The sequence below is a fragment of the Moraxella sp. CTOTU48268 genome (assembly GCF_032069585.1).
GTDB lineage: Bacteria > Pseudomonadota > Gammaproteobacteria > Pseudomonadales > Moraxellaceae > Faucicola > Faucicola cinerea.
Window position 1 is genome coordinate 64,886 of sequence record NZ_DAMALV010000004.1, and the last position, 25,934, is coordinate 90,819.

At 44.3% G+C, this 25,934-nt stretch carries 25 protein-coding genes; 7 read left to right on the forward strand and 18 right to left on the reverse strand.

The features are described 5' to 3' along the window. The 3 genes from RT143_RS02255 to RT143_RS02265 form a co-directional block, all read right to left on the reverse strand. A complete protein-coding gene (locus RT143_RS02255; protein ID WP_313090886.1) occupies positions 1 to 1,665 on the reverse strand; it encodes an alpha/beta hydrolase family protein in 1,665 nt (554 codons plus the stop codon). A gap of 168 nt (positions 1,666 to 1,833) precedes the next feature. Further along, on the reverse strand, positions 1,834 to 2,751 hold the full coding sequence (gene pssA / locus RT143_RS02260; protein WP_313090888.1) for a CDP-diacylglycerol--serine O-phosphatidyltransferase: 918 nt from the start codon (positions 2,749 to 2,751) through the stop codon (positions 1,834 to 1,836). 128 nt (positions 2,752 to 2,879) lie between these two features. Beyond that, positions 2,880 to 3,767, reverse strand: coding sequence for a 23S rRNA (adenine(2030)-N(6))-methyltransferase RlmJ (locus tag RT143_RS02265; RefSeq protein ID WP_313090890.1), 888 nt, complete (start codon positions 3,765 to 3,767; stop codon positions 2,880 to 2,882). Between the two features lie 132 nt (positions 3,768 to 3,899). Here RT143_RS02265 and RT143_RS02270 point away from each other — a divergent pair, with 132 nt between their 5' ends. Next, positions 3,900 to 4,514 carry a 2OG-Fe(II) oxygenase gene (locus RT143_RS02270; protein ID WP_313090893.1) on the forward strand — a complete coding sequence of 205 codons (615 nt, stop codon included), beginning with the start codon at positions 3,900 to 3,902 and terminating at the stop codon, positions 4,512 to 4,514. On the opposite strand, the gene RT143_RS02275 is transcribed toward RT143_RS02270, so the two are convergent. Then, a complete protein-coding gene (locus RT143_RS02275; RefSeq protein WP_409519678.1) occupies positions 4,500 to 5,114 on the reverse strand; it encodes a LysE/ArgO family amino acid transporter in 615 nt (204 codons plus the stop codon). The genes RT143_RS02270 and RT143_RS02275 overlap by 15 nt on opposite strands. Before the next feature lie 186 nt (positions 5,115 to 5,300). On the opposite strand from RT143_RS02275, the gene dapE reads away from it, so the two are divergent. Next, positions 5,301 to 6,539 (forward strand): succinyl-diaminopimelate desuccinylase, encoded by a 1,239-nt coding sequence (dapE, locus tag RT143_RS02280; RefSeq protein ID WP_313090894.1) that lies wholly within the window; start codon positions 5,301 to 5,303, stop codon positions 6,537 to 6,539. A 232-nt stretch (positions 6,540 to 6,771) separates the two neighbouring features. Here the strand turns inward: dapE and iscX are convergent, their stop codons facing one another. The 6 genes from iscX to RT143_RS02310 all read right to left on the reverse strand — a co-directional run bounded on the left by iscX (position 6,772) and on the right by RT143_RS02310 (position 11,785). Beyond that, complete coding sequence (gene iscX / locus RT143_RS02285; RefSeq protein WP_313090895.1) at positions 6,772 to 6,972, reverse strand: Fe-S cluster assembly protein IscX; 201 nt, start codon at positions 6,970 to 6,972, stop codon at positions 6,772 to 6,774. A 12-nt stretch (positions 6,973 to 6,984) separates the two neighbouring features. Next, complete coding sequence (locus tag RT143_RS02290) at positions 6,985 to 7,497, reverse strand: acyl-CoA thioesterase (protein ID WP_313090897.1); 513 nt, start codon at positions 7,495 to 7,497, stop codon at positions 6,985 to 6,987. Positions 7,498 to 7,585: 88 nt separating this feature from the next. Next, positions 7,586 to 8,974 (reverse strand): NAD(P)(+) transhydrogenase (Re/Si-specific) subunit beta, encoded by a 1,389-nt coding sequence (locus RT143_RS02295; RefSeq protein ID WP_313090957.1) that lies wholly within the window; start codon positions 8,972 to 8,974, stop codon positions 7,586 to 7,588. 11 nt (positions 8,975 to 8,985) lie between these two features. After that, on the reverse strand, positions 8,986 to 9,348 hold the full coding sequence (locus tag RT143_RS02300) for a proton-translocating transhydrogenase family protein (protein WP_101963738.1): 363 nt from the start codon (positions 9,346 to 9,348) through the stop codon (positions 8,986 to 8,988). Positions 9,349 to 9,391: 43 nt separating this feature from the next. Further along, the gene (locus RT143_RS02305; protein WP_313090898.1) at positions 9,392 to 10,513 is read right to left on the reverse strand and encodes a Re/Si-specific NAD(P)(+) transhydrogenase subunit alpha; all 1,122 of its coding nucleotides are present in this window, start codon (positions 10,511 to 10,513) and stop codon (positions 9,392 to 9,394) included. A gap of 222 nt (positions 10,514 to 10,735) precedes the next feature. Beyond that, on the reverse strand, positions 10,736 to 11,785 hold the full coding sequence (locus RT143_RS02310; RefSeq protein ID WP_313090899.1) for a ribonuclease Z: 1,050 nt from the start codon (positions 11,783 to 11,785) through the stop codon (positions 10,736 to 10,738). Positions 11,786 to 12,220: 435 nt separating this feature from the next. On the opposite strand from RT143_RS02310, the gene RT143_RS02315 reads away from it, so the two are divergent. Next, positions 12,221 to 12,502 carry a subtilase-type protease inhibitor gene (locus RT143_RS02315; RefSeq protein ID WP_099808037.1) on the forward strand — a complete coding sequence of 94 codons (282 nt, stop codon included), beginning with the start codon at positions 12,221 to 12,223 and terminating at the stop codon, positions 12,500 to 12,502. A 127-nt stretch (positions 12,503 to 12,629) separates the two neighbouring features. Continuing rightward, positions 12,630 to 14,327, forward strand: a complete 1,698-nt coding sequence (locus RT143_RS02320; protein WP_313090902.1) for a sigma 54-interacting transcriptional regulator — start codon at positions 12,630 to 12,632, stop codon at positions 14,325 to 14,327. Here RT143_RS02320 and RT143_RS02325 read toward each other — a convergent pair. From RT143_RS02325 to pheA, 7 genes are all read right to left on the reverse strand, one after another. Continuing rightward, on the reverse strand, positions 14,324 to 14,860 hold the full coding sequence (locus RT143_RS02325) for a 2-amino-4-hydroxy-6-hydroxymethyldihydropteridine diphosphokinase (RefSeq protein WP_313090904.1): 537 nt from the start codon (positions 14,858 to 14,860) through the stop codon (positions 14,324 to 14,326). The two genes, RT143_RS02320 and RT143_RS02325, sit on opposite strands and share 4 nt — an antisense overlap. A 40-nt stretch (positions 14,861 to 14,900) precedes the next feature. After that, positions 14,901 to 15,380, reverse strand: coding sequence for a dihydroneopterin aldolase (gene folB, locus RT143_RS02330; RefSeq protein WP_312533663.1), 480 nt, complete (start codon positions 15,378 to 15,380; stop codon positions 14,901 to 14,903). An 11-nt stretch (positions 15,381 to 15,391) separates the two neighbouring features. Then, the gene (rarD, locus tag RT143_RS02335; RefSeq protein WP_313090907.1) at positions 15,392 to 16,375 is read right to left on the reverse strand and encodes an EamA family transporter RarD; all 984 of its coding nucleotides are present in this window, start codon (positions 16,373 to 16,375) and stop codon (positions 15,392 to 15,394) included. 125 nt (positions 16,376 to 16,500) lie between these two features. Beyond that, positions 16,501 to 18,735, reverse strand: coding sequence for a bifunctional prephenate dehydrogenase/3-phosphoshikimate 1-carboxyvinyltransferase (locus RT143_RS02340; RefSeq protein ID WP_313090908.1), 2,235 nt, complete (start codon positions 18,733 to 18,735; stop codon positions 16,501 to 16,503). Further along, positions 18,736 to 19,650, reverse strand: coding sequence for a DMT family transporter (locus tag RT143_RS02345; RefSeq protein WP_313090911.1), 915 nt, complete (start codon positions 19,648 to 19,650; stop codon positions 18,736 to 18,738). A 4-nt stretch (positions 19,651 to 19,654) separates the two neighbouring features. After that, a complete protein-coding gene (hisC, locus tag RT143_RS02350) occupies positions 19,655 to 20,740 on the reverse strand; it encodes a histidinol-phosphate transaminase (protein WP_313090914.1) in 1,086 nt (361 codons plus the stop codon). 54 nt (positions 20,741 to 20,794) lie between these two features. Beyond that, positions 20,795 to 21,895 (reverse strand): prephenate dehydratase, encoded by a 1,101-nt coding sequence (gene pheA, locus RT143_RS02355; RefSeq protein ID WP_050324445.1) that lies wholly within the window; start codon positions 21,893 to 21,895, stop codon positions 20,795 to 20,797. Positions 21,896 to 22,318: 423 nt separating this feature from the next. Here pheA and RT143_RS02360 point away from each other — a divergent pair, with 423 nt between their 5' ends. Further along, the gene (locus tag RT143_RS02360; RefSeq protein ID WP_313090916.1) at positions 22,319 to 23,257 is read left to right on the forward strand and encodes a transaldolase; all 939 of its coding nucleotides are present in this window, start codon (positions 22,319 to 22,321) and stop codon (positions 23,255 to 23,257) included. 115 nt (positions 23,258 to 23,372) lie between these two features. On the opposite strand, the gene RT143_RS02365 is transcribed toward RT143_RS02360, so the two are convergent. Continuing rightward, positions 23,373 to 23,909: an adenine phosphoribosyltransferase gene (locus RT143_RS02365; protein ID WP_313090919.1), complete on the reverse strand. Its 537-nt coding sequence runs from the start codon at positions 23,907 to 23,909 to the stop codon at positions 23,373 to 23,375. Between the two features lie 367 nt (positions 23,910 to 24,276). On the opposite strand from RT143_RS02365, the gene rubA reads away from it, so the two are divergent. Further along, the gene (rubA, locus tag RT143_RS02370; protein ID WP_036589380.1) at positions 24,277 to 24,441 is read left to right on the forward strand and encodes a rubredoxin RubA; all 165 of its coding nucleotides are present in this window, start codon (positions 24,277 to 24,279) and stop codon (positions 24,439 to 24,441) included. Between the two features lie 21 nt (positions 24,442 to 24,462). Then, positions 24,463 to 25,914: an FAD-dependent oxidoreductase gene (locus RT143_RS02375; RefSeq protein ID WP_313090921.1), complete on the forward strand. Its 1,452-nt coding sequence runs from the start codon at positions 24,463 to 24,465 to the stop codon at positions 25,912 to 25,914. Positions 25,915 to 25,934 lie beyond the last annotated feature (20 nt).

Here is a 25,934-nt window from a genome sequence, read left to right on the forward strand (position 1 = left end):
TTAGAACTGGCTAAACAATGTCTGTGCCACACCCATACAATATGGCGTGACTAAACCATGATATTGCATAGCGACGGCTTGTGATGGATTGCCCCCGTTGGCAGCCGCAATCGCTGCAATATTTTGCACTTTGCTAGCGAATCCTGCTTGCATTTTTTCTGATTGAGACTGGATGCTATTATTTTTGACGGTATCAAAACCTAACGTTTGATAAACTGGTTTTTGACGCGTGGCGCGATTGGTGACATCGATATCAATAATTCCCAACTTGGTCGCGCTAGTTTTATTAGTATCAGTGTCCCATAGCGTTTTCATCAAGCTACTATTGACGTCAAAGAACACCATCGGATCTTGGTTACCCCCACACATAATGACAGGCATTGTGGGCAAATAGCCACGCAAGTCATTGGCTTTTAACGCTTTACGCAGGGGATGTTCAGGCAGTGTGGCAGGCACTGGTTTATAGTTGGTATAGCCTTGTAAATAAGGGACTGCCCAATCGACATTTTTTTGGGCATCTGCCAAGTACCCTAATCGGTAGTCATTTTTGACTAAATACTGCGTGCTGTCAAAACCAAAGCTAAATCCTGGGTCAGACGGTGATATCGCATCGAGCGTTGAATTGCCAGTTGGCGCTTTTTGAAACATCGCTGAGGCAGGCAATTTGCCACTTAAAATGAGCTGCATATCAGTCATACTGGCGCTAGGCAGTAGCGAGGGGATTTCATCGGCATTGGCTGGCGCAAACATGTCACTGGGTTTGGCATAAATATTGCCATACTGCTCTTGATAGTTGCGAGCCATCAGCGGGGCAAAAAAAGTCGCACCGAGCATGACTTTGCCACCAAATACCACATCACCAAAGGCTTCCATAGCATAGGGTCCAGAAATTGGCAGTGCTGCTGTCACAGGTTCTTTAAGCGTTTCAAGATAGCGTGTGGTTGCCATGGTGACATAGCCACCTTGAGAATAACCTGTGATAAACAATTTGCCATTGTCAGCGACATTGGTTGCACTGCCTGTGCGGCGTACCACTTCCCTGCCTGCTTTTAACGCATCTGCCATCTCGTGTGACTGCTGCTGGGCATTGAGGTATGGATGATAAGCTAGGCTTGATTTGTCATAACCTGCATAATTGGGTGAGATAACCACATAGCCTTGCCCTGCAAACAGAGCCGCTAACAATGTCGCGGCTGGTCCTGCTTCATTGTTGGCATTACCGACTTCTGCAAAATTATAGGCTTTGGTCGTTGCCGTACCGTGGGCATTGAGTACAATGGGTCGATTGCCACTACAGTTTGCATCCGTGCCTGTCGGAATAAACACAGCACCCGTCGCATCGGTCTTATTACCTTTGACATCGACGGTATCATATTGCATGTATTCTACACGCACACCACACTTGGGCGTGGCTGCAACTTGGCTAAAATCGGGATCTGTGGTATTAAATAACTGGGTTAAGGCGTTGGTGGTAAGATTTTTGGTCGTTAATGGATCTTTGATTAAATTACCTGTGGGCAGTGAGGCAACGCCTGTTTTGGCAGGTGGCGTTGTCGCGGAATCATTGTCGCTACCACAAGCGGCTAAGGTTGATGCCAACCACACCGAGATAAAAATTTTGGTTAGGCTAAAAGTAGGGTGGATTAAATCAGACTGACGGTGCATCTCATACTCCTTATGAGGAAATTAATGGTTCATATCCTTGAACAACGCATCATGTTACCCAAAAAAAACGGGCATGAAAACGATACGCTCATCATGCCAGTTTTTGTACTATTTGAACATCCGTTTCTAAAAAAAATTACTACTAAAACAAAAAAACCTAAAGTAGCGCTAAATAGATTTGCGTTTAAACTTGCTCCAAACCGCAGTTACTGGGCCCGATAAGGCATAAATCACGCTAATCGCGAGCAATCCTGCAGGAATATTATACAGCACGATACCGAGCGCAAACACAATTAAAATCAATGCCACAAACGGGACACGCTTTTTATCAAACTCTTTAAAGCTATAGTATTTTAAATTACTCACCATCAAAAAGCCGGCAACCACTACCCAAATAGCTGCCAAGATTTGAAAAGCGGGACTGGTCGCCGGCAATTCAACTTGCCAATCCATATGTACCATCACAAACGTAGTGACTAAAATAGCGGCTAACGGACTTGCTACCCCGACAAAGTATTTTTTATCAACGACACCAATTTGTACATTAAAACGCGCCAGTCTCAGTGCCGCACAGGCAGCATACACAAAGGCGCAAGCGATACCAATACGCCCCAACGGCTCTAACGCATAATGATAAATCAATAACGCAGGCGCCAGTCCAAACGCGATGCAGTCGGCTAGCGAGTCTAGCTGCTCGCCAAAGGGACTTTGTGCATTGAACAGCCTTGCCGCCCGACCATCTAATCCATCTAGCAATGCCGAGATAAAAATCGCCACACAGGCGCGCATATAATGCCCTTCCCCCAACGCGCTTTGGGTGATCGAATAAAATGCCGCAAGCAGCGACAATAGCGTAAATGAATTGGGAATTAAATAAACGCCTTTTTGCGCAATCGTTTTGTCAGCGACACGCGCATTTTCAATGACTTCAAAGGTGAGCCCATCATAGTCATCGGTTTCTGCCAATTCACGGTTACGCTGATGCTCAAGCTGAATTGGATTGATATCCTGAGCCGGTGGCGGCTGTTGGGAGGGGTCGATGGGCGTCTTGATAAGGGTTGGTTGGTTATTATTATCGTTATTCATTGATTATCCTTGCAGGTTGTCTCTTGCAGGTCGTCTATAATAAATCGTCTGTTGCTAGGTGCATCGAGCTCGGTAAAAAATTGCAAAATTTGGCGGGTTTTGTGACCAGTTAACCCGCCAAGTGTGAATTATTCGCCAACCAACCATTGTACTTTGGTGCGCTGCTCCACACTCATTTGTGGGCTTTCAGGATGCTGCAAAATTGGCTGTAGATATTGCAAAATCTCTTCGGCTTTAGCATCAAATTGCCACGGTGGGTTAATCACCAACATGCCCGTCCCATTTAAGCCCATCGGCAAATCGGGTGGGAAAATATTCAGCTCAAGTACCAATTGACGGCGGATTTCGGTACGTTTCATTTTTTTATAAAACAGCTCAACCGCATCGTTGTTTTTGATGGGGTACCAAAGAGCCAACACCCCGGTTGACCATTTTTTATGCGCTTTGACCAACAAATCTACTAATGCGCTAAAATCACGGTGTTCCTGTTCAAAGGGGGGATCGATTAAAATCAACCCGCGTTTTTCTTGCGGTGGTAGTACCGCCAAAATCCCTTCATAGGCATTGCGATGTTGCACGCCAATGGGCAATTGGTGCAGTTGGTAGTTGAGCGCATCAAACTCGCTGGCTTTCCATTCAAACGCTTCGGCGCGATTGTTAATCTCTGGGTGAGCGTCTTGTTGTTTTTCGATGTGATGGGCAATAAACCAAGGTGAACCTGGATACACATGCTTATCGTAGAATTTTTTGGCGTAGCCAATATCTTGTAGATAGGCTTGCACCGCCTGTGGTGCTTGGCTGTTATCTTGCGCTAGCAGTTTGGTAATACCATGGATGGCTTCACCCGTTTTTTTCGCCTCATCACTGGCCAGTGAATACAAACCGCGCCCACCATATGCATCCAAAATATAATAAGGTTTTGGCTTGGCGCTCATCATCTCAAGTAATTGGAGTAATAAAACGTGTTTTACCACATCAGCGAAGTTGCCCGCGTGGTAGCTGTGTTGATAATTCATAATAAATTTTTCGTAAACAAATTAGCAGATATGGTAGCATAGCTATCAAAAATTGGCGAAGTTTTTGCTAGAAGTTTTTGCTAAAAATTGCCCAGTTAAATGTTAAACAATGCTGGAGGAAACACAGCGCACATGCCAGAGTTGAATTTTATCCTGCCCAACTGGTTTGAAAAAATAAACGACGCACAGCTTGACGGTCTGGTTAATAACGGGTTTATCGTGCTAGATGACTGTTTTGACGTCAAATTTTTTCAGGCGTTACAAAAAGAGAGTGGCTTGATTGACTATCAAGCGGCCAATTTGACGCAGGGTGAGCGAATCACTAGCATTCGCGGAGATAGCACCCGCTGGATTGATGAGCGCTGTCCGATAGGTATGCAGTATCTACAAGCGATTAATGAGCTCGCGCAATTTTTTAATCAAACCTTATACACTGGCATTCGCCGTAGTGAAGCCCATTATGCCCGCTACCCTGCAGGGTTTGGTTATCAGTGGCATTCAGACAACCCGCAAGGGCGTGATGAACGTGTGTTATCGGCGGTTTTTTATCTCAATGAGGGTTGGGGCGCGCACGATGGCGGTGAAATTGTTGTCATCGATCAGCATGATACACAACAACAATTACAGCCCCAAGGTAACAGATTGGTGATTTTTAACAGTAACTTAGTCCATCAAGTCGCAATCACCCATCGTGAACGCTTCTCCATTGCCACTTGGATGAGAAAAGATGGGCTAATTAGCCAGTAATAAACTTGCCGCAATCCCCCACATCACAACCCCGATGAGGATATCAAGAATTTTCCAAGACAGTGGTTTGGCAAATAGCGGCTGCAGCACACGCGCACCATAACCCAAACTAAAAAAGAAGATAAACGAAGATAAAATTGCACCCAAGGCAAACGCCAGCTTATCGGTAACCTGTGATGCAATCGTCCCAAGCAAAATCACCGTATCTAAATACACATGGGGATTGAGCCAAGTAAACGCCAAGCACATAGCAATCACTTGTTTTAAATTACCAACGTCTTCACCCTGCGCCACGAGCGATTGGTTTGATTGATAAGCCGCAATAAAACTTCGGGCACCATACACAATTAAAAACAACGCCCCTGCGTATTTTGCGATGGTGATAATCAGCGGGAATTGCGAAATCAGCTTGCCAAAACCAAACACGCCACCCGTAATCAACACCGCATCGGATAACGCGCAAATCAAACACACGATAAACACAAATTGTTGTTTTAGCCCTTGTTTAAGCACAAACGCATTCTGTGCCCCAATCGCCAAAATTAGGGAAAAGCACACGCTCATGCCCATTAAAAAAGTAGAGATATTCATCGATACCACATGTCCCCAGTAACATTCGCAAAAAACACAAAAAAGCACAATAAGAAAAAAAGCATAGCGAGAAAAAAAGCGTATTGTAGCCAAAATGCTGAGCGATTGCGAACAATGCGACCCGCTAAGGCGCTAATTTATGCTAATATGCAGCGCAAATAAGCGAGATTTTTGAGAGATTTTAAGGAAACGACAATGACTGATTATGCCAGTAACGCCACTGATTTAGACCACCTTCAAGCGCAAACCTTAGCACTAAGTTTACAGCTGATGCGCGAGCCATCAGTGACGCCAACTGACCTTGACTGTCAAAATATACTGGCTGAGCGGCTTAACCACCTCGGCTTTGATTGTGAGTTTTTATACTTTGGTGAAAAAGGCACAACAGGACGCGAAGCAGAAGTCAAAAATTTATGGGCAATTCGTCAAGGTCGTGGGCAGGCGCAGGCGCCCGTATTATGTTTTGCAGGACATACCGATGTCGTGCCCACGGGCGATGTCAGCCAATGGACTTATCCGCCATTTGAACCCACTATCAAAGATGGCATACTCTATGGGCGTGGTGCCGCAGACATGAAAACAGCGATTGCGGCATTTACTGTCGCTGTTGAAAACTTTGTCGCCAAGCACCCTAATCATCATGGTTCAATTGCTTTCTTAATTACCGCTGATGAAGAAGGTCCTTCGGTTAACGGTACAATCAAAGTGGTGGAAACATTGCAATCGCGCAACCAACCGATAACCTATTGCTTGATTGGCGAACCCTCTAGCACTCACACCTTGGGTGATATCATCAAAAATGGTCGTCGTGGCTCGCTTGGCGCCGTTTTGACAGTCACCGGCAAACAAGGCCATGTTGCCTACCCGCATTTGGCAGTGAACCCTATTCATTATGCTTTGCCAGCACTGTCCGAGCTTTGTAGCCAAACTTGGGACAATGGCAATGCGTATTTTCCTGCCACCACCCTGCAAATCTCAAACCTTCATGCAGGCACTGGGGCTAACAATGTGATTCCTGCAACTTTAAGTGCCGAGTTTAATTTTCGTTTTTCCACTGAGACCAACGATGAGAAACTTAAAGCGACTACCCATGCGATTTTTGACAAGCATTTTCAAGACGGTGCAGCCAGTTATCACATCAATTGGAAATTATCGGGCAACCCATTTTTGACGCCGCAAGGCAACCTCGTCGGCGCCTGTCAATCCGCGATTAAAGCCGTGACAGGGACAGATACAGAGCTTTCAACCACAGGCGGCACTTCAGATGGTCGTTTTATTGCAACCTTGAATGTTGACAATAGGTCGCCGGAAGTGGTTGAGCTTGGCGTGCGTAATGCCACCATCCACCAAATTGATGAATGTGTAGAAGTCGAAGATTTGGGCAAACTTGCCGCAATTTATGAACAAATATTACAAAACTTACTGTTAAACTAAATACTGCATGCTAACAACCCAGTGATAAGGCTAATTTAGGGGTTGGCAATCTTCGTGGGCGTGGCAACTGATTATTTACCCAAGCCAAATGATTATTACCCAAGTCAAATGACATCAAAGACCGTTATTTTTTGGCTGACGCATTAAGCAAACGCGGGTCATTTTTCATGGGTAAATTAATTTAGCTGCTGCTCATTAACAATCTAGTATGTTTAAGAATCTAGCATTCAGCTCAATCTAGTTCGTCTAGCCAAGCCATTTGAATCGCTTCTAGTTGTTTTTCGGTCGATTTGGTTGGATCATCGCTAAATTCTTCCAACTGCGTCACATACCGATGCAAATCGGTAAAACGAATATATTGCACGTCTTCATCAGGGTATTTTTCAAAAAGTTGAATGGCAATTTCTAACGTGTCGTTCCATTTGAGGGACATATTTTTCTCCAATTACTTGATGGGGGTGAGTTTTTTGATTTCGTTAAGATTGTCTTGCCAGGTTTTAATGACAGGATGAGTTTGTTCATCTTGCTGTACAATGACGCTGGTCGGTTGCACTTGCTGGTCTAGCATCAATACAATTTTGGTCAGTGCCACCACATACAAGTCATTTTTCACCCAAAACTCGTGGCGAAAATATAGGTATTTTTTATCCCAAGCCAATAATTGACTGCGAAGCGTCAATTTATCAAACAAAAAGCTTTCTTTGATGTAGGTTAATTGTTGCGATGCAATCACCCAACCTAGCTTGTCCGTTGGGCGTTGCTGCATCAGCCACTGCTGGATGTTAAGCTCAATAAAGCTTAAGTAGCGATAATTAGGCACATGGTGACGAAACCCCATATCATGCGGCAAAATCCGGTAGTGGCGGATAATCGCATCGCTATAGCTTGGTTTAGATGACTTTGCTTTATCAGATTTTAGCATCAAGCATAAGATAAGATAACGAATTAATAAATTCATAAATTTTCCTTGTGATATCCGCCTGATTATAGCAAATAAAAAACCCTGACTAAACTGGTTAGTCAGGGTTGATTAAAGTTAAAAAAACTTAGTGACCTGTGCCATTGATATGGCGAATCATGTCTTCCACCACTTTTTTGGCATCGCCAAAAATCATCATGGTTTTGTCCATGTAGAACAAGCTATTATCAAGACCTGCGTAGCCGGCACTCATTGAGCGTTTGATGACCATCACGGTTTGCGCTTTATTTGCTTCAAGAATTGGCATACCAAAGATGGGTGAGTTTGGATCGTCTTTTGCCGCTGGGTTGACCACGTCATTGGCACCGATAATGAGCACAACGTCAGTACCTGCAAAGTCCGAGTTGATTTCATCCATTTCTAAGATGTCTTCATACGGTACATCTGCTTCAGCCAATAGTACGTTCATATGACCTGGCATACGACCTGCCACGGGGTGAATCGCAAAACGCACGTCCACGCCTTCTTCTTTGAGCATTTCATAAAGCTCTTTTACCGCATTTTGCGCACGGCCTTGCGCCATACCATAACCTGGCACAATGACGACACTGCTAGAGTTTTCCATCATAAAGGCAGCATCTTCAGGTGAACCAGTGCGGTAAGTTTTGGGTCCCGTATCTTCTTCTGTCGCAGCGGCTGAGCTGCTTGACATACCGCCAAACAATACGTTGAGCAATGAACGGTTCATGGCTTTACACATAATGTAGGACAAAATCGCCCCAGATGAACCCACCAGCGACCCTGCGATAATCAGCATTGAGTTGCCTAGGGTAAAACCGATACCGGCTGCCGCCCACCCAGAAAATGAGTTTAGTAGCGATACCACCACAGGCATATCACCGCCACCAATCGGTGCAATCCACATCCAGCCAAAAATAATCGCAAGGATGGTCATGGCATAAAACGCTGGCATGGATTGGGTGGTAAAATACATAATACCAAACGCTAACATCGCGATGAATAATAACGCTTGGACAGGTTTTACCCAACTGCCTTTAAGCGTCTTTGCCCAGCTTTTTGCCGCCAATTTACCAAAAGCAAACATTGACGCTGAGAAGGTAATTGCACCAATAAAACAGCCCACAAACAACTCAAACCGCGCGATGGTGCTATGCTCGACGCCTGTATGCAATACGCTCGCTAGTGCGATGGCAACCGCCGATAGCCCCACTAAAGAGTGCATCAAAGCCACGGTTTCTGGCATTTGCGTCATGGCAACGGTACGTGCTTTCCAAGTACCAACCACAGCGCCTAGCACCATCGCGCCAACAATTAATACAAATACCGGACTGGGTGCCAAGAAAAAGGTAGTAATAATGGCAATCGCCATACCTATCATACCGAATCGGTTACCACGGATGGCGGTTTTTGGGCTTGATAAACCCCGTAAGGTTAAAATAAATAGCACCGCACCAATCAAATAAAACCAATCAGCATGTTGGGCGACCCAATTCAAATTCTCATTCATCAAGCATTTCCTTCTTTGTTTGGCTCAGCTTTGGCTTTTTTATCTTTTGATTTAAACATCGCTAACATACGTTCCGTCACCGAAAAACCACCAAAAATATTGATGCTGGCTAAAAATACCGCAAACGCCCCCAATAAGCTGGTTGGGGTAAACATATTGCCACCGATGCTGACGGTCTGCAGCATGGCACCGACGATGACAATACTGGATAATGCATTAGTCACCGCCATGAGTGGGGTATGAAGTGCAGGTGTTACCCCCCAAACCACGTAATAACCCACAAAAATAGCCAAAACGAAGATACTAAAGATTGCCACAAATGGGGTGGCAGATGTCGCAGACGCTAATAGGGTCAATAACATAAAACCTCCTAACCTCGATAGGTAAAATTAAATGAAAATTAGGTTAGCGACTGGCTAACAATACTTGACCTTGGCTAGTAACCAGCAAGGCTTTTTGGATTTCATCTTCTGGATTGAGCGCAAACGCTTTATTGTCATCCATTAAGGTTGCAAAAAAGTTATACAAGTTGTTGGCATACAATACCGATGACTGCGCCGCCAAAGTCGATGGAATATTGGGCACACCCATGATGGTGACACCGTTTGGGGTGATGATATTTTGTCCGACCACTGAGCCTTCTACGTTACCACCTGTTTCCACTGCCATATCCAGTAGAATTGAGCCAGATTTCATTTTATCGATGGTAGCTTGGTGTATCAAACGCGGGGCATTGCGACCCGGAATTTGAGCCGTGGTAATCACGATATCTGCTTGGCTGACTGCTTTATCGACAACCGCGGCTTGGTCTTTGATATATTGCTCAGACGGTGTCCAGGCATAGCCGCCTGTGTCTTTGGCTTTGGCTTTTTCCTCATCGCTCATGGGGACATCGAGCCATTTACCACCGACTGACTCCACTTGATCACGCACGGTGGGACGTAAGTCACTGGCTTCTACAACGGCACCCAAACGACGGGCGGTAGCAATCGCTTGCAGACCCGCGACGCCTACGCCTAGGATAACAATACGCGCAGGTTTCACCGTCCCTGCCGATGTCATAAACATGGGGAAAGGACGACCAAACTGGTTAGCAGCCAAAATCACTGCTTTATAGCCTGCCAAGTTGGCTTGGGATGACAGCACGTCCATGTTCTGCGCCCGCGACAAAGTTCGCGGCAATAGCTCCATGGCATACACTTTGGCGTGGCGATTGGCATAGTCCTGCAAATTGGCATTGCGATACGGATTCATCATGCCGATGACAATCGCTTCTTGTTTTAGCTGGTTGATTTTTTCAATCGGTAAGCTATTAACCGTGAGCACCACATCACTTGTTGAGATCGCATCATCAACAATTTGCGCCCCTGCTTGTTCCAACGCATCATTGGTAATAAACGAACCTTTACCCGCATCGCGTTCGACCACAATACTGTGACCCAATTTGATGAACTTTTTAATGGTATCGGGGGTAATCGCAATCCGATTTTCATATAATGCAGTTTCCTTTGGTACACCAATTTGCATACACTCTCCTCAAGCGGTTCGGTTGAATTCTCAATCCACAACTGACGATTGGCTAAGACAGTTATAAATTAAAAAAATGATAATTAAATTACCATAAATATAATTAATTATGCAAAACAATTCTAGGCGGGATAACAAGTAAATTTGACTGGTGCGTATAAAAAAAAGTTATCAATAAAACTTTTTACAAAATTTTCTTTTAATACGATGGCTTGTTGAAGGTTAATCTAGCTGTCTATTGTGCTTTTTAACCTTGCCATTGTCGATTTCAAATTCATCAAAATCTTGCGCGAGCCAAAAATTACCTTGATAATTTGCAGCCACTTCCGCCCGAATATGTGACATATTCAAAGTTTTGCTACTAGGTTTATCAACAGGTTGAAAGCGTGCGCTAAAATGGGTCAAAATCAAGTTTTTTAATTGTGACAGCTGCGCAAACTCAGCTACTTGCTTGGCGGCTGAGTGCATGGGGTCAAAATAATGAGTGGCTAATTTTCGTTTATCAGCGATTGCTTGGGTATAGGTCGCCTCGTGTACTAGCACATCGGTATCTGATATGGCATTTGCTAATAGCTCAGGTGAGTCATTGTCGCCTGCGACTATCAGCACGGTTTTATGCAGCGTGGTGGTGACAAAATCCGCGGATTTTAGCAAGGTGTTATCATCTAGATTGACGTCAATACCGTACTTAAGTTTTCCCCATAGCCGTTTATCTACCACGTTAAGCTCGGTGAGTTTTTGGGTCAATAAGGTTTTTTTGGACAGTCGCTGGGTGAATTTGAAGGCATGGCTAGGGATACGGTGTGATAGCGCAATCACGTCAACTTGTAGCTGATGGTCGTCTGTCAAATCCAGGATGATGGGTGGGTAACTATCCCCCTGCCCTCTATTTTCAATGGCGATAAAATTAATGTCAAAACTTATCATCAGCGCTGTCGTGGCTTGCACGGCGGCAAGATAATCAGCAATGGCTTGTGGGGCGATAAGGGTTAATGGGTGCTTGCGCCCACTCATCGCCATACTTGCCAGTAAACCTGGCAAGCCGTAACAGTGGTCGCCATGTACATGGGTGATGCAAATCAATTCTAGTTGCATTACGGACAACGGGGTTTTGAGTAATTGATGCTGGGTGGCTTCCCCACAGTCCACCAATATCCAAGGCATATTTTTTGCCTTGCTATAAGGATTGATGAGTGATACAGCAAGCGCGGTGACGTTGCGGTGTTTAGTGGGTATCCCTGCTGATGTGCCCAAAAAAGTGAGTGTTAACATGATTGCCTCATTGTCAAACGTATTACCTATCTTTATATTGAATTTTTCATAAATTTAACTATAAAATGCGCTAACAAATTTGACAACAACTTTTGATTGGGCTATGACATTGACTTCAACGCATCTTTTTAACCATTAGCCTTTAGCTTTTGTCTTTTATCCACTACCCTTATATGGTGTCTGGCGAATTGAGCGAATCTGCTTTAAGCCTCGGCCTTGTACTTGGGGATAGGCGGATTTGGGGCTTGCTTTGTTACGGGTGCAACGGCTGACGGCTGGCTGCCTGCTTAAGTTTTAAAGATTTGGTAACAGATAGTAGCAATAATAATTTGGCAAGTGGGTTATTATTGAGGATGATTTCATATAGTTTTGGTATACTCAATGCCGCTTGTATCACCTCTTAATATCACCTAATGAACACAATAAGGAAATGCTATGTTCAAGTTTTTTACCCCATTATGCTTCTCATTAAGTTTATTTGGCTGCCAAGCTGTTAGCCCAGCTCAGCAAAACCCCCAACCTATGCCTCAGCCCATCAAGAAACCTGAGATGATGTGCACCATGCAATATGATCCTGTCTGCGTCAAGACCATCAATAATGGCATCGTCCGCTATCAAACCTATGGCAACGCTTGTATGGCAAATAATGGCGTCAATGCTATGGACAAGACTATGAGCGTCACCAAAGGTGCTTGTGAGTCAGAGACTAGCAAGTAACTGGGCTATCATAAGTTAGCCCGCTATAACGTCTGCACTAGCTTGTTTTGCCATAGCTGACTGACGATAAAACAAGCGAAGAGCTATAATCCCTCTAATTACTTTGTGTTAAAGGTTTTACATCTGTATGGCATTAGCGCTGATTATTGATGATGAAGTAGATTTGTGTCGCTTGATGCAGATGACACTCAAAAAAATGGGCATTGAAACCAAGGTCGCCTATGACTATGCCACTGGCATCAGCCATCTTCAAGCGTATAGTTTTGACTTTTGCTTAACCGATCTCAAACTCCCAGATGGGACAGGACTAGATATCGTTAAATTTATCAGTAAAAATTATGCCAAAACCCCCGTGGCAGTGATTACCGCTCACGGTAGTATGGATTTGGCGATTGAAGCGTTAAAATTGGGCGCCTTTGATTTTGTCAATAAACCGCTTGAGCTATCACGGCTACGCCAACTGGTCGAAAACGCCTTGAAGGTGGCGGAAAATGCCAATAAACTCAATTGTAAAGAAGTCTATGATCCTTTTAGCAATCGCCTAATTGGACAATCTAACGTCATTACCCAGCTTAAAACCACCATCCAAAAATTGGCGCGTAGCCAAGCGCCCGTATTCCTGTGGGGAGAATCGGGCACGGGTAAAGAAGTCGTTGCCAAGCTCATTCATGATTTAAGCCCGCGCTGCTCTGCCAATTTTGTGCCTGTTAACTGCGGTGCTATCCCATCAGAGTTGATGGAAAGCGAGTTCTTTGGGCACAAAAAAGGCAGCTTTACGGGCGCTACCGCAGACAAAGAAGGGTTATTCCAACAAGCAAATGGCGGCACGCTATTTTTGGATGAAGTAGCGGATTTGCCGATTTCAATGCAAGTCAAATTACTACGCGCGATTCAAGAAAAGAAAATCCGCGCCATTGGGAGTACCCAAGAGATTGCCGTGGATGTGCGCCTTTTATCCGCTACCCATAAAAATTTGGCTAAGCTTGTCGAAACGGGTGAATTTAGACAAGATTTATATTATCGCATCAACGTGATTGAAGTAAAATTACCCAGTCTCAATGAACGGCGTGATGATATTTTACTGTTAGCCAATCATTTTATTTGTTTGATTGCAGACGATTGGGGAGTAGCGCAGCCACTGACATTATCGAATGAAGCCGCGGTTCAATTGACAAACCATCACTTTGCAGGCAACGTGCGTGAATTAAGAAATATCTTAGAGCGGGCGATTACCCTAGCTGATGATAATGTGATTGAAGCCCATCATTTGAATTTGCCATTATCAGCCGCCAACGTATCGTCTGACACTCCAAGAATCCATGAAATCCATGAATTCATAGAAAACTCCAATCACACCGTCTTATCAACACTGAGTCAACCGAGCGCGCCAAAAGTTGTGCCATTAGCTGAAGCTAAATCCGCTTCCAACAGCCCCATCAATACTTCCTATAGCAGCAACTTGTTTGCAAGTGGTTACAAAGTCAAACCCAATATTCAACTTGCGTCCACACCGACCCAATCCACCCATGAAGCATTAACCCATGAATCGTTAACTTTAGATGCGCCAATAGCCGGTATCAATGTACCTAATTTAGCCCAGCCCCCTGCTGAAGAAGGTCAATTGCCTGCCGAAGGGCTTGAAGAATATTTGATGAATCAAGAACGAAAAGTCATTATAGCAGCGCTCAACTGTAGTGGTTGGAATCGCACCCAAGCCGCTAAACTGTTAAATACAACGTTTCGCTCACTGCGCTACCGTATGAAAAAATTGGGCATTGATAGTGGCAGTGATATTAATAGTGATAGTGACAGCGATGAGGATTAAAAACTTCGGATAAAGGACAAATCGATATTTTTTGATAAATCTACTATCCCTACTTGGTCATAACAAGCTAGTGGAAAACGCCGGTGGATGCCTAACCACTGGTTTGCTGATTTAGCAAATAGCACGAATCGATTGCCTTTTTCATCGAGGCTTTGGTCGATATTGTCAATTTGATGCAGGCATTTTACCGCAATGATATCAATGTCTAACGTGACAGCGGGTTTTTTATAAAGAAGTCTGTCTTGTTGCTGTTCAAACTTCTTGGTGAGTTGTAACCACTGCCAATAATCTATGGGCTGCGCAAAGTCTAAATAAGCCACTTGGTTAAAATAAACCGGTGTATTGAATGTTTGCTTGTTTAAATTGTCATCACTACAGGTATCTTCACTACTATGAATCGCGCTGAAGGTCAAAGTACCAAAGTTTTGCAGCCAGTCTTTGGCTTTTGCTAAATAATAAGGTTGTTTGACATTACTAGCTAACGACAAAACGCAGGCTTCGATGACTATGACATCACGCGGTGGTACACTCATACTCAAATGCTCAAATAAACATAATTTTTGCTTAGGCTAATTAATTTTGCTGAAAACGGGTAATTTTAACCCCGACACTATCGGCTTGTTTGATGGCGGTTGGTTTGTGAATCGTCACTGTGACTTTTTCTGGGGCAAATTCTGCCAAAATCATCTCAGCGACCAATTGCGCTAACCGCTCTAATAGCGCCACTTTGTTGGCAATGCTCACTTCAGCCACGCGCTCACTGACACTTTTATAGTTGATGGCATCTTGAATATTATCAGTCTGCGACGCTTGGTATTGACAGCCCACCATTTCAATATCAAAAATCAACGGTTGGGTTATTTGCTGCTCCCACTCATACACGCCAATCACGGCATCGACTTTGAGACCCTTCACAAATACCGTGTCCGTTGAATTACCGGTCAGTTTGATTGGCTGATTGTTGGACTTTTCGTTTGCAATCGCGTGCAAGGCATCCGCCGCTGAATATAGTGATTCATGCATGGTTTTTTGGGTGGTTTCTGGTGTGGTCATTTTTACTCTCGTTAGGTATTTCGTTGTTTGATTAAATCATAACTAAAAAATACCAACCCTGTCCAAATAAAGGCAAAGGTAATCAATTTATAAATGTTAAAAGGCTCATGATACACAAATATCGCCAATAAAAAAATCATGGACGGGGTCAAATAATTTAAAAAGCTCAATAAACTAAAGTTGACCATTTTGGTAGCTTTATTAAACATCAATAGCGGTATCAAGGTCACTGGCCCTGCAAGCATCAATAAAAAAATTGATGGCGACAGCCAAAAATCTAACTGACTACTAGCAACATCATGCATAGCAAACCAGCCAATAAAGACCGGCACCAATAATGCCGTTTCGATAAACATCGCAGACAGCGCGTCAAGCGGGGTATGGCGATGCATCAAACCATACACAGAAAAGCTACTCGCTAACAATAACGATACCCACGGCAATTTACCCAGCACGACCAGCTGAATCGCCACGCCTATCGCTGCCAAAATCACTGCCATCCATTGCAAAGGACGCAGTTTTTCTTTGATGACCACTAGCGATAGTAAAATACCCATCAACGGACCAATATAATAGCCCAAACTGGCTTCCAAAATCTGATCATGATTGACCGCCCACACGTACACCAGCCAATTGACCGAGATAATCGTCCCCGAAACGGCAGTATAAAGTAGCCATTTTGGGTTGGCTTGAATCACTTTTACCCAGTGCCAGTTTTTGGTCACTGTCATGATCAGTAAAATCGTGACAAACGTCCAAATAATTCGATGCCCAATGATTTCAATCGCATCATAATCTTTGAGTAGCTTAAAATACAGGGGGAAAAACCCCCAAATCAAAAAAGCAGCCAGTGCTGTCAATACCCCTTTGGGGGTGGTCACTATGGTTGGTTTTTCATGGTCAGTAATATCAACAGCACGGGTCGGAATGTCACTATTGATGATATCAATGGTTTGACTTTGGGGGATTTGATTTTCGGGGATTTGATTTTTCATTAACACAACGATAAATTTTATTTTTTATAAAAAAGTAAAAACTAAGAAAGTCATAGTCTATCTTAGTTTTCATGTCATCCATGTAAAGACTTGCGACAGTGATACAAGTTTAGCTCACCTAGGGTTTAGTCAGTCACCACTTTAACTTGCAATCCTGCACTATTGACCAGTTCAGCAAAGTTAGGGAAGCTGGTATTGACCGTTTCAGTACCATGAATGGTAATCGTATCGCTTGCGCGCAAACTTGCCACGGTAAAACTCATGGCAATGCGATGGTCATGGTGACATTCAATCTCACCACTGCCAAACACTTGTGCAACATCACCGCGACCTTCAATTTCAATGCCATCATCGAGTACGGTACATGCAATTCCTAAGGTTTTTAGCCCATCTGCCATGACTTGAATACGGTCAGACTCTTTAACGCGTAATTCAGCTGCGCCATGTAGCACGGTTTTACCCGTGGCACAACTTGCTGCCACAAACAGCACAGGGAATTCATCAATGGCGAGTGGCACCAAGTGCTCAGGAATCTCAATACCTTGCAACTTTGAAGATTTCACCACGATATCGGCAACTGGCTCACCGCCAACGGTGGTTTCATTGGTCAATGTCAAATCAGCGCCCATCAGCTTTAAGATATCAATCACGCCGGTGCGCGTGGGATTGATGCCCACTTTGTTGATGGTCACATTGCCTTGTTGGGCGATGGCGCCTGCCACCATAAAAAATGCCGCGGATGAAATATCAGCAGGCACTGCGATATCACATGCCGTTAATTCGCCGCCCCCTGTCACACTAATTTGATTGCCATTTTGCACTTTTGACACTGTCACAGGATAACCAAATGCCGTCAGCATGCGCTCGGTGTGATCGCGCGTCACTTCTGGCTCAATCACCGTGGTGGTGCCTTGTGCCCATAGCCCTGCTAGCAGCAAACACGATTTCACCTGCGCTGATGCCATCGGCATTTCATAGCGGATACCTGTTAAAGTTTGATTACCGGTGATGCTAATCGGCGGCGTACCTTTTTCGCCCGTGGTTTGGATTTTAGCGCCCATATCACGCAGAGGCTTGGCGACGCGTTCCATGGGACGTTTGGATAAACTCGGGTCGCCCGTCATCACCGAATCAAATTTTTGTGCTGATAAAATACCTGATAACAAGCGCATACTGGTGCCTGAATTACCCATGTATAATGGATCATGCGAGGGTTTTAACCCATGTAATCCAACCCCATGAATCACTACCCTGCCTTGGTTTGGACCTTCAATCACTACGCCCATATCACGAAAGGCCTGCAAAGTAGCGAGTGCATCTTCACCTTCCAAAAACCCTGTCACCGTGGTGGTGCCTTTGGCTAACGAACCAAACATAATTGAACGGTGAGAAATAGACTTGTCTCCCGCGACGGTGTGACTGCCTTCAAATTGTTGAGCTGGGGCGATAACGTAAGTTTGCTTCATGGCTTGTTTTTCCAAATAAGGCGTTTTATTTAACATATGTCCAAAATGTTGTCGGGCGGCTTGGGCTTGGGTCAATATGCCTAGCATCCGCTCAGAATCATTGGTCTCGATAATTGCTTTCAACTGGCTTAATTGCTCACTAAACTCATCAATGGCATCGAGGAGCGCGGTTTTATTGGCATAAAAAATATCATGCCACATGGTTGGGTCGCTGGCGGCGATACGGGTAAAATCCCGAAAGCCACCCGCCGCGAAACGAAAAATATCCATATTGTCGTTGTGCTTGGCTAGTTGCGCAACTAGATTGTAAGCGAGCAAGTGGGGTAAATGACTGGTACGCGCGAGCACCTTATCATGATAATCCGCTGACATAGTTACCACTTCTGCGCCAGTCTGCTGCCATAGTGCAATCACTTTTTTAACCGCTTGTTTGCTCGTGGTATCTAGCGGCGTTAAGATAATTTTATGGTTATCAAATAGTTTGGCATTACGCGCATCAATCCCTGATTTTTCTGCGCCGGCAATCGGATGGGCCGGCACAAAACCTTTTGGCATATCCTCACCAAACACCGCCCTGGCATCTGCAATGATATTGCCTTTGGTACTACCCACATCCATGATAATGGTGTTATCGGTAATGATGGGTTTGATTTGTTCAAAAATTTTTTTGACCGCCTGTACCGGCGTGGCTATTACCACCAAGTCCGACCCTTGCACCGCAAGGGCAGCATCATCAAATCCTGCATCAAGCAGTCCGTAGTTGATACCTTTGTCAATGGTTGATTGTGACCGGCTGACCGCCACAATTGATTTGGCCAATTTTTTATCACGCATGGCTTGCGCCAAACTTGCGCCAATGAGCCCTAGCCCAATAAAACACACTTTTTCAAACATTTAACTTACCGATTTTTTATAATTTGCTAAAAAGACTGCCAACGCAATCAAAATCCCACCCAAAATAGTGCTGCTGGTTATTGTTTCACCCAATAAAACCACACCCAACAATACTGCAATGAAGGGAATAAAATAAATATATAGCGAGGTTTTTACCACGCCCAAATGCTTATTGGCATTGGTCCACAACACAAAACACAAGGCGGAAGCGATACCACCTAAAAACAGTAAATTTGCCAGATTGATGGGCGTAAACGCGTGAAGGTTGATAAAGGCTTCACCTGTCACAAGCATATACAGTGACGCGGTGATTATGCCATACAAAAAAACTTTACGCATGCGTACCATCGGGTTGAGCGCATCTTTAATGGCACTGTTAGCAAATCCAAAGAACGACCACGCCAACCCACTTAATAACGCCAAAATATTACCCAGCATGCCATTGGTTAAATTCATCGGCTGATTCGCCAATACCAACGCCACGCCAACCAACGCCATCACACAGGCAATCAACAGCAACTTGCTAAAGGCATGCGTTTTAATGATAAAACTGGCAATCAGCACCGTAAACAAGGGAGATGCTGTGACTAACAGCGCCGCGTTACTGCTATAGGTATATAGCAATGCGGTATTTTCTAGCAAAAAGTACAAGGTGATACCGCACAGCCCCGACAAAAAATACAACACTTCGTTTTTTACACTACTAAAGGTTCGCAGTCTAGGTGACATGGCAAACAATAACCCATAGGCAAATAACGACCGATACAGCAAAATCTGAATGGGTGACATATCCGCCAGCAGCACCTTGGTGCTTGCTAAGGTCGTGCCCCAAACGATGACCACAAATAACGCTAAAAAATGCCAAAATACTTCACGATTTTTTTCTAACTTTTTTTCTAACCTTTTTTCTAACATCGGCTTAGCTCAATACCTGCGCCAACGTATCTAGAAAACGGTTAATTTCTTCAGGCAAACCCACACTCACACGTATCCAGGCTGGCAGACCGTACCCAACCATCGGTCGCACTACCACGCCTTGCTCAATCAATGTTTGGTATACATCCATGCCATCGCCGACATTAACCATCACAAAATTGGTAGCCGATTTGACATAGACGACACCTAAGCTATCCAAGCCATCATATAAGGTTTGTTTTTGCTCATGGTTAAACGCCAAATATTGGTTAATAAAATGTTGGTCTTTAATCGCTGCTGTGGCGGCGGCATGCGCCAATGTACTGGTATTAAACGACTGGCGCGTATAATTTAAAATCTCGGCAATGCTTACGCTGCTTACGGCATAACCAATGCGCAAGGCTGCCAGTCCATAAGCTTTGGAAAAGCTACGTAGCACAATGACATTGTCATATTCTTGGGTCAAATCTACACAGCTGAGCGTTGGCACAAATTCGATGTAAGCTTCATCAATCACCACCAATACCTCCGATGGCACTTTTTTGATGAATTTAATCAAGTCATCTTTGGCGAGCACGGTGCCTGTGGGGTTGTTGGGATTGGTGATAATCACCATTTTACAATTGGCGGTTTGATTGACCGTCTCAAGCATCGCAGGCAAATCATGAGCAAAATTTTTGGCAGCGACTTGTTGGGTTCGCTCACTAATACCCAAAGACGCCAATTCGTAATCCGAAAACGCGTATTGAGAATACACAATCACATCATCGCCATCGGCAAAGCTTGCGGTAATGTTATTGAGTAACTCATTAGAGCCATTCCCCAACACAATTTGTTTTGTTTCGCAGCCCAAAAAATCAGCTAAGGCTTGTTTAAGCCCCTGCCCTGCGCCATCGGGATAACGCGATAATTCACCCAGTTTTGACGTGATTGCCAAGGTCACGTGTGGCGAGCAGCCCGTGGGGTTTTCATTGCTCGCCAATTTGACGATGTCACCCAAGCCATACTCACGGGTCAGCTCTTCATTGGATTTATCCATTTCATAAGCTTTTAACTGCTCAATACTGTGATTGACCGATTGGATCGTCATATCAAAACCTTTAGTTGATGATTGATACTGATAAAATTTTATTGCCAAAAACGGTTAAATCACCGCTTTTGGATAAGCGCCTAATACCCGTAAATCTTTGACTTGCGGGCGAATCTCAGCGAGCGCGGCTTGCATATTGGCATCGTCAATATGACCAAGCATATCAATAAAGAACACATAAGCCCATTTGTTTGGACGCTCTGGGCGGGTTTCGATACTGGTCATTGACACCCCATGTTTTGCGAGTGGCTGCAGTATTTGAATCAGCGCACCCGCCTGATCTTTGGCTGCCACTAAAATCGAGGTTTTATCTTGACCTGATGGCGCTACTGCTTCGCGGCCAATGATTAAAAAACGTGTGGTATTGGACGGGGTATCTTCGATGTTTTCAAATAGTTTGTGCAAATTATATTCGCTTGCTGCCACTTCCCCTGCAATGGCGGCTGAGTGCCACTCATTTTTGATACGCCGAGCCGCTTCACCATTGCTAGAGACTGCCACACGCTCGACATTGGGATAATGGGTATCTAACCATTGGCGGCATTGGGCAAGCGCTTGGCTGTGGGCATAAATTTTTGAAATCGCGCCCACTTTGGTATGCTCACCCACCAAAAACTGATGATGCACCGGTAATTCTACCTCACCAATGATTTTCAGATCGGAGGATAAGAAGCCATCAAGGGTATGATTGACCACGCCTTCTGAGGAATTTTCTACAGGGACAACGCCATACATCGCAGAGCCGGCTTCCACTTCACGAAACACATCAGCAATGGTCGATAGCGGCACTGTCGTGGCAGCTTTACCAAAATGCTTCAGCGCTGCCATGTGGGTAAAGGTGCCTGCAGGACCCAGATAAGCAATTTTTTGTGGCGCTTCTAAGTCTAAACACACTGACATAATTTCGCGGAATAAACGTGCCATTTTATCGGCAGGGAGTGGACCCTCATTGCGCGCCATCACTTTTTTTAGCACCTGTGCTTCTCGCTCTGGGCGATAAAAAATCGGATTGTCTTCTTGCGTCTTTTTGGCTTTGGCTACTTGCACCGCATAGCCTGCTCGCTCGTTGATTAATCGCTGGATTTTTTCGTCCACTTCATCGATTTTTTGGCGAAGTCCAATTAATTCATCATTGCTCATCGTTTGTTCATTCATAAAATTACAACTCAACAGTCAACACTGACCTGCGCGATAGGATTGAGGGTCGTAAATCACAGGCAGCCTAGCTTGAAATATACCTTGAAATATATAAAGTTACCAAATGGCTTTATAGCAGAAGTTGCCTAATACTAGCACAAATCACGCCTGTTAATCGAGTTTCGCTCGGCGCTTTTTCATCACAAATAGTGATATAGACACAATATTTTTGGCATACCCTAAAAAAAATTGGATTTTTTGGTTTGATGCTTAACAAATACTTGCAAAATAGAAAAAAAACTAGCGATTGTCACAATGTTTGTGATAGCTTTTGACATAGGTTAAACAACATTGAATGAAACCATACCATTTTGTCCCTGAACCATTTTGTCCCTGATAGGTTATCAGTGACACGCAGCAATTTGACATTTAGGAAAGTACATGACTAGCAGCTTAAACCAACTAAAAATGATGACAACCATTGTGGCAGATACTGGGGATTTGCAAGCGATTGCCCGCTTAAAACCAGTCGATGCGACCACCAACCCAAGCTTGATTACCAAGGCATTGTCAACGCCGCAAATGCAGCCTATTTTAATTGAGACATTAAAAAAACACCCCAATGATATCGATGCGGTGATTGATGAGCTCACCATTTATATCGGCACCGAAATTTTAAAACTCATTGATGGTCGTGTTTCCACTGAAGTGGATGCAAGGTTGTCTTATGATACCGATGGCACAATCGTCAAAGCGCAGCAATTTATCAAAGCCTATGAAGCCGCCGGGATTGATAAAAAACGCGTACTCATCAAAATCGCTGGCACGTGGGAAGGCATCCAAGCCGCCAAAGCGTTAGAGCAACAAGGTATCCATTGTAATGTGACGCTGCTATTTGGCTTGCACCAAGCTAAAGCCTGTGCCGATGCCGATGTTACCTTGATTTCGCCATTTGTCGGACGGATTTTGGATTGGCAGAAAAAAGATGAAGGACTCGATAGCATCGAAATCAGCCGCGATAAAGGCGTGAGCTCAGTCAAAACTATCTATCATTACTTCAAACAGCATGGCTACACGACCCAAATCATGGGCGCGAGCTTTCGCAGTATTGAGCAAATATTGGCATTGGCAGGTTGTGATTTATTAACGATTGCGCCTGATTTGCTAGACCAACTTGCCACGATGGACGTCAAAGTCGAGCGTCAGCTATTCCCAGACATGAAATTTATTGACCTCAAAAAAGAAACCCTCGATGAGACCCAATTTGCCGAGCAACATGCGCTTGATCCTATCAGCCAAGAGCTATTATCTGCCGGTATTGAAGGCTTTATCCAAGCTCGAGAAGCGTTAGAGCAAACCTTGAGAGGCTTGATTAACTAAGCTTTGTTAATTAAAGCTTTATTCATTAAAACTTTGATGAATGAAGCTTGGTTCATTAAATTTTCATTAGCGGCTAATCATGTTCTTTAATCATGATTAGCCTCATGCCATCCCACTAACCTTTAGCTTGCAACACTGTATAAAGTGGCATATCTAGCGGTTGATGCAAATTCACCAAATCAAGCAGTACAAGTGCGCCTAACACCTGATGCCCTGCGGCTTCACAAAGCCCCACCGCAGCGCTCAAGGTACCCCCTGTCGCCAATATATCATCCACTAACAACACATTCGCCGGCGCAAGTCCCGCCTGCATCTCTAAAGTATCACTACCATACTCTAGCGCATAGCTTTTATTCGCCACAGGCGGTGGCAGCTTACCTTCCTTGCGTACCAATACCATGCCTTTGCCTGTTCGACCCGCCAACAGGCTAGCAAAAATAAACCCCCGTGCTTCAATAGCGCCAAAGCAATCAACCGCTTCAAATACTGGCTGTGGTATCGCTGCCAGTAACGCATCAATTACTGCATTGACGTGAGCGCGCAATAATGGCGTGATATCATAAAACGCAATGCCTTTTTTGGGAAAATCAGGTACCACTCTGATGATTTGCCAAAATGGGTGTGGTGAATCAGGGGTGATAGTCGATTGCATAGGATTGACCGAGTTCAGAAAAAATAAGTGTTAAGTAAAAATTAAGTAAAAATTGCTAAAGCGTGCCTCATTCTAGCAATTTTTTCCTGCTGAGCCAATCAAGGTCATAGATGACGTCAAGCCTTTACTTCAGTCATGATTAATAGGCTGGGCTTGGGCAAACTGATTTAAAGATTTGCGATATGGGATTGAATGTTGCCTGTCATTGGCTTGCTTGTTTCAGTGCATACTTGTAAACTATCGCAAGTTAAATTTTTAGGTGATTGCGTGAGTTTTGCAGGGTTAACATACTGCTCGGCATTGTAATTGCAATTTTTATCCTTATCTTCAATAGCAAAAGTTACCACTAACATAGGGAAATTTACCAATGAAAAAATATCAATGTATCGTGTGTGGTTGGGTGTATGATGAGGCATTGGGCTGCCCAGAAGAAGGTATCCTGCCGGGTACACGCTGGGAAGATATTCCCGAAGATTGGACTTGCCCTGAATGTGGGGTTAGCAAAGTGGACTTTGAAATGATTGAACTATAATAAATATAATAGGGTTTTATTATGCAATCAACTAACAATGTCAATAGTGCGAGTGTCGATAGTGCCAGTGACAATAGTGTAAGCTTAGACAGTATCATGTCAAATGATGCGCAGATTGCGCAACTATCAAATACACAACCAAAACCTGTGATCATTATTGGCTCAGGGATGGCGGGCTATACGCTAGCGCGTGAGCTCAGAAAGCTAACGACTAGCTTGCCTATCGTCATGGTGTGTCAAGACAGTGGTGATAGCTACGCTAAGCCAACCTTGTCAAATGCCTATGCGCAAAACAAACTTGCCGATAGCATTGCGAATGCGAGCGCGGCAAAAATGGCAGAAACGTTAAACCTAACCCTATTAAATTTTCATCAAGTCACTGATATTAATGCCGATGAACAATTCATCGTAGTTCGCTCGTTAGTCAATGAAGCGTCTCAAACAACGCTTGCTTATCGAGATTTGGTATTGGCGACAGGCGCGCATTCTAGACTGTTACCCAATCTAGCTGTCAATCATCAAACCATTTTTGCCGTCAATCATCTAGATGAATACAAAAGCTTTCAGCAGCGTCTAAACACCCTGAAATCTCAAAAATCAGCGCCCGTTAAGGTAGCGATTATTGGTGCAGGGTTGATTGGTTGTGAATTTGCCAATGATTTGATTGGTCAAAATACAGATAACCAGACCGCTGACATCACAGTAGCTCTCTTTGATAAAGCGGCACGCCCACTGGCTCAGCAGCTCCCTAGCCAGGCAGGTATCATGCTACAAGACGCTTTGACTCAGTCAGGGGTGGCATTTTATTTAGGCACGGATATCACCAGTATCAAGACAAACCTTAATAAAAATATTACTACAACTATTAATACAAACGATAATGCAACCGTGACTATCTCGTTTGACAGGGATAAGCAATCACAAACCTTTGAAGCGGATATTGTTTTGATAGCGATTGGTTTGGTGGCTAATACTGACCTTGCCGCATCAGCGAACATTGCCATAGCATCGTCACAGCACATCAATCCTACAATAACCCATTTACCAAGAACCGTGCAGCAAGGCATCAAGGTCGATGCCTACCTAGCCACATCAGCTGAGCATATTTATGCCATTGGCGATTGTGCCAACGTGATGGGTAGCTATATGCCCTATGTCATGCCATTGATGAACCAAGCCAAAGCATTGGCAAAAACCCTGGCTGACCCTAACATGGCGCCGACCAAAGTGGCGTATCCTGCCATGCCAGTGGCTATCAAAACACCTAGTTTACCTTTGGTGGTATTACCCGTATCAGGGCAGTACAGTGACGATCAACTGTATTGGCAAACGACCCCAACGACTGATGGAATTGTCATGACCGCCCATCCAAAAGATAACTCTAATAGCATTTTAGGGTTTGTATTAGCCGGTAAAGAAGCAGCAAAACAGCGCCTAACGTTAACCAAGCAAGTGGCGGATTGGCTGTCTTAGTTGCCACGCTGGTGCAACGG

Excerpts from the sequence above, each read along its gene's own strand:
- RT143_RS02255 (WP_313090886.1), bottom strand. The coding sequence starts at position 1,665 with ATGCACCGTCAGTCTGATTTAATCCACCCTACTTTTAGCCTAACCAAA.
- pssA (WP_313090888.1), bottom strand. The coding sequence starts at position 2,751 with ATGAATAACGATAATAATAACCAACCAACCCTTATCAAGACGCCCATC.
- RT143_RS02265 (WP_313090890.1), bottom strand. The coding sequence starts at position 3,767 with ATGAATTATCAACACAGCTACCACGCGGGCAACTTCGCTGATGTGGTA.
- RT143_RS02270 (WP_313090893.1), top strand. The coding sequence starts at position 3,900 with ATGCCAGAGTTGAATTTTATCCTGCCCAACTGGTTTGAAAAAATAAAC.
- dapE (WP_313090894.1), top strand. The coding sequence starts at position 5,301 with ATGACTGATTATGCCAGTAACGCCACTGATTTAGACCACCTTCAAGCG.
- iscX (WP_313090895.1), bottom strand. The coding sequence starts at position 6,972 with ATGTCCCTCAAATGGAACGACACGTTAGAAATTGCCATTCAACTTTTT.
- RT143_RS02290 (WP_313090897.1), bottom strand. The coding sequence starts at position 7,497 with ATGAATTTATTAATTCGTTATCTTATCTTATGCTTGATGCTAAAATCT.
- RT143_RS02300 (WP_101963738.1), bottom strand. The coding sequence starts at position 9,348 with ATGTTATTGACCCTATTAGCGTCTGCGACATCTGCCACCCCATTTGTG.
- RT143_RS02305 (WP_313090898.1), bottom strand. The coding sequence starts at position 10,513 with ATGCAAATTGGTGTACCAAAGGAAACTGCATTATATGAAAATCGGATT.
- RT143_RS02310 (WP_313090899.1), bottom strand. The coding sequence starts at position 11,785 with ATGTTAACACTCACTTTTTTGGGCACATCAGCAGGGATACCCACTAAA.
- RT143_RS02315 (WP_099808037.1), top strand. The coding sequence starts at position 12,221 with ATGTTCAAGTTTTTTACCCCATTATGCTTCTCATTAAGTTTATTTGGC.
- RT143_RS02320 (WP_313090902.1), top strand. The coding sequence starts at position 12,630 with ATGGCATTAGCGCTGATTATTGATGATGAAGTAGATTTGTGTCGCTTG.
- RT143_RS02325 (WP_313090904.1), bottom strand. The coding sequence starts at position 14,860 with ATGAGTGTACCACCGCGTGATGTCATAGTCATCGAAGCCTGCGTTTTG.
- folB (WP_312533663.1), bottom strand. The coding sequence starts at position 15,380 with ATGACCACACCAGAAACCACCCAAAAAACCATGCATGAATCACTATAT.
- rarD (WP_313090907.1), bottom strand. The coding sequence starts at position 16,375 with ATGAAAAATCAAATCCCCGAAAATCAAATCCCCCAAAGTCAAACCATT.
- RT143_RS02340 (WP_313090908.1), bottom strand. The coding sequence starts at position 18,735 with ATGTTTGAAAAAGTGTGTTTTATTGGGCTAGGGCTCATTGGCGCAAGT.
- RT143_RS02345 (WP_313090911.1), bottom strand. The coding sequence starts at position 19,650 with ATGTTAGAAAAAAGGTTAGAAAAAAAGTTAGAAAAAAATCGTGAAGTA.
- hisC (WP_313090914.1), bottom strand. The coding sequence starts at position 20,740 with ATGACGATCCAATCGGTCAATCACAGTATTGAGCAGTTAAAAGCTTAT.
- pheA (WP_050324445.1), bottom strand. The coding sequence starts at position 21,895 with ATGAATGAACAAACGATGAGCAATGATGAATTAATTGGACTTCGCCAA.
- RT143_RS02360 (WP_313090916.1), top strand. The coding sequence starts at position 22,319 with ATGACTAGCAGCTTAAACCAACTAAAAATGATGACAACCATTGTGGCA.
- RT143_RS02365 (WP_313090919.1), bottom strand. The coding sequence starts at position 23,909 with ATGCAATCGACTATCACCCCTGATTCACCACACCCATTTTGGCAAATC.
- rubA (WP_036589380.1), top strand. The coding sequence starts at position 24,277 with ATGAAAAAATATCAATGTATCGTGTGTGGTTGGGTGTATGATGAGGCA.
- RT143_RS02375 (WP_313090921.1), top strand. The coding sequence starts at position 24,463 with ATGCAATCAACTAACAATGTCAATAGTGCGAGTGTCGATAGTGCCAGT.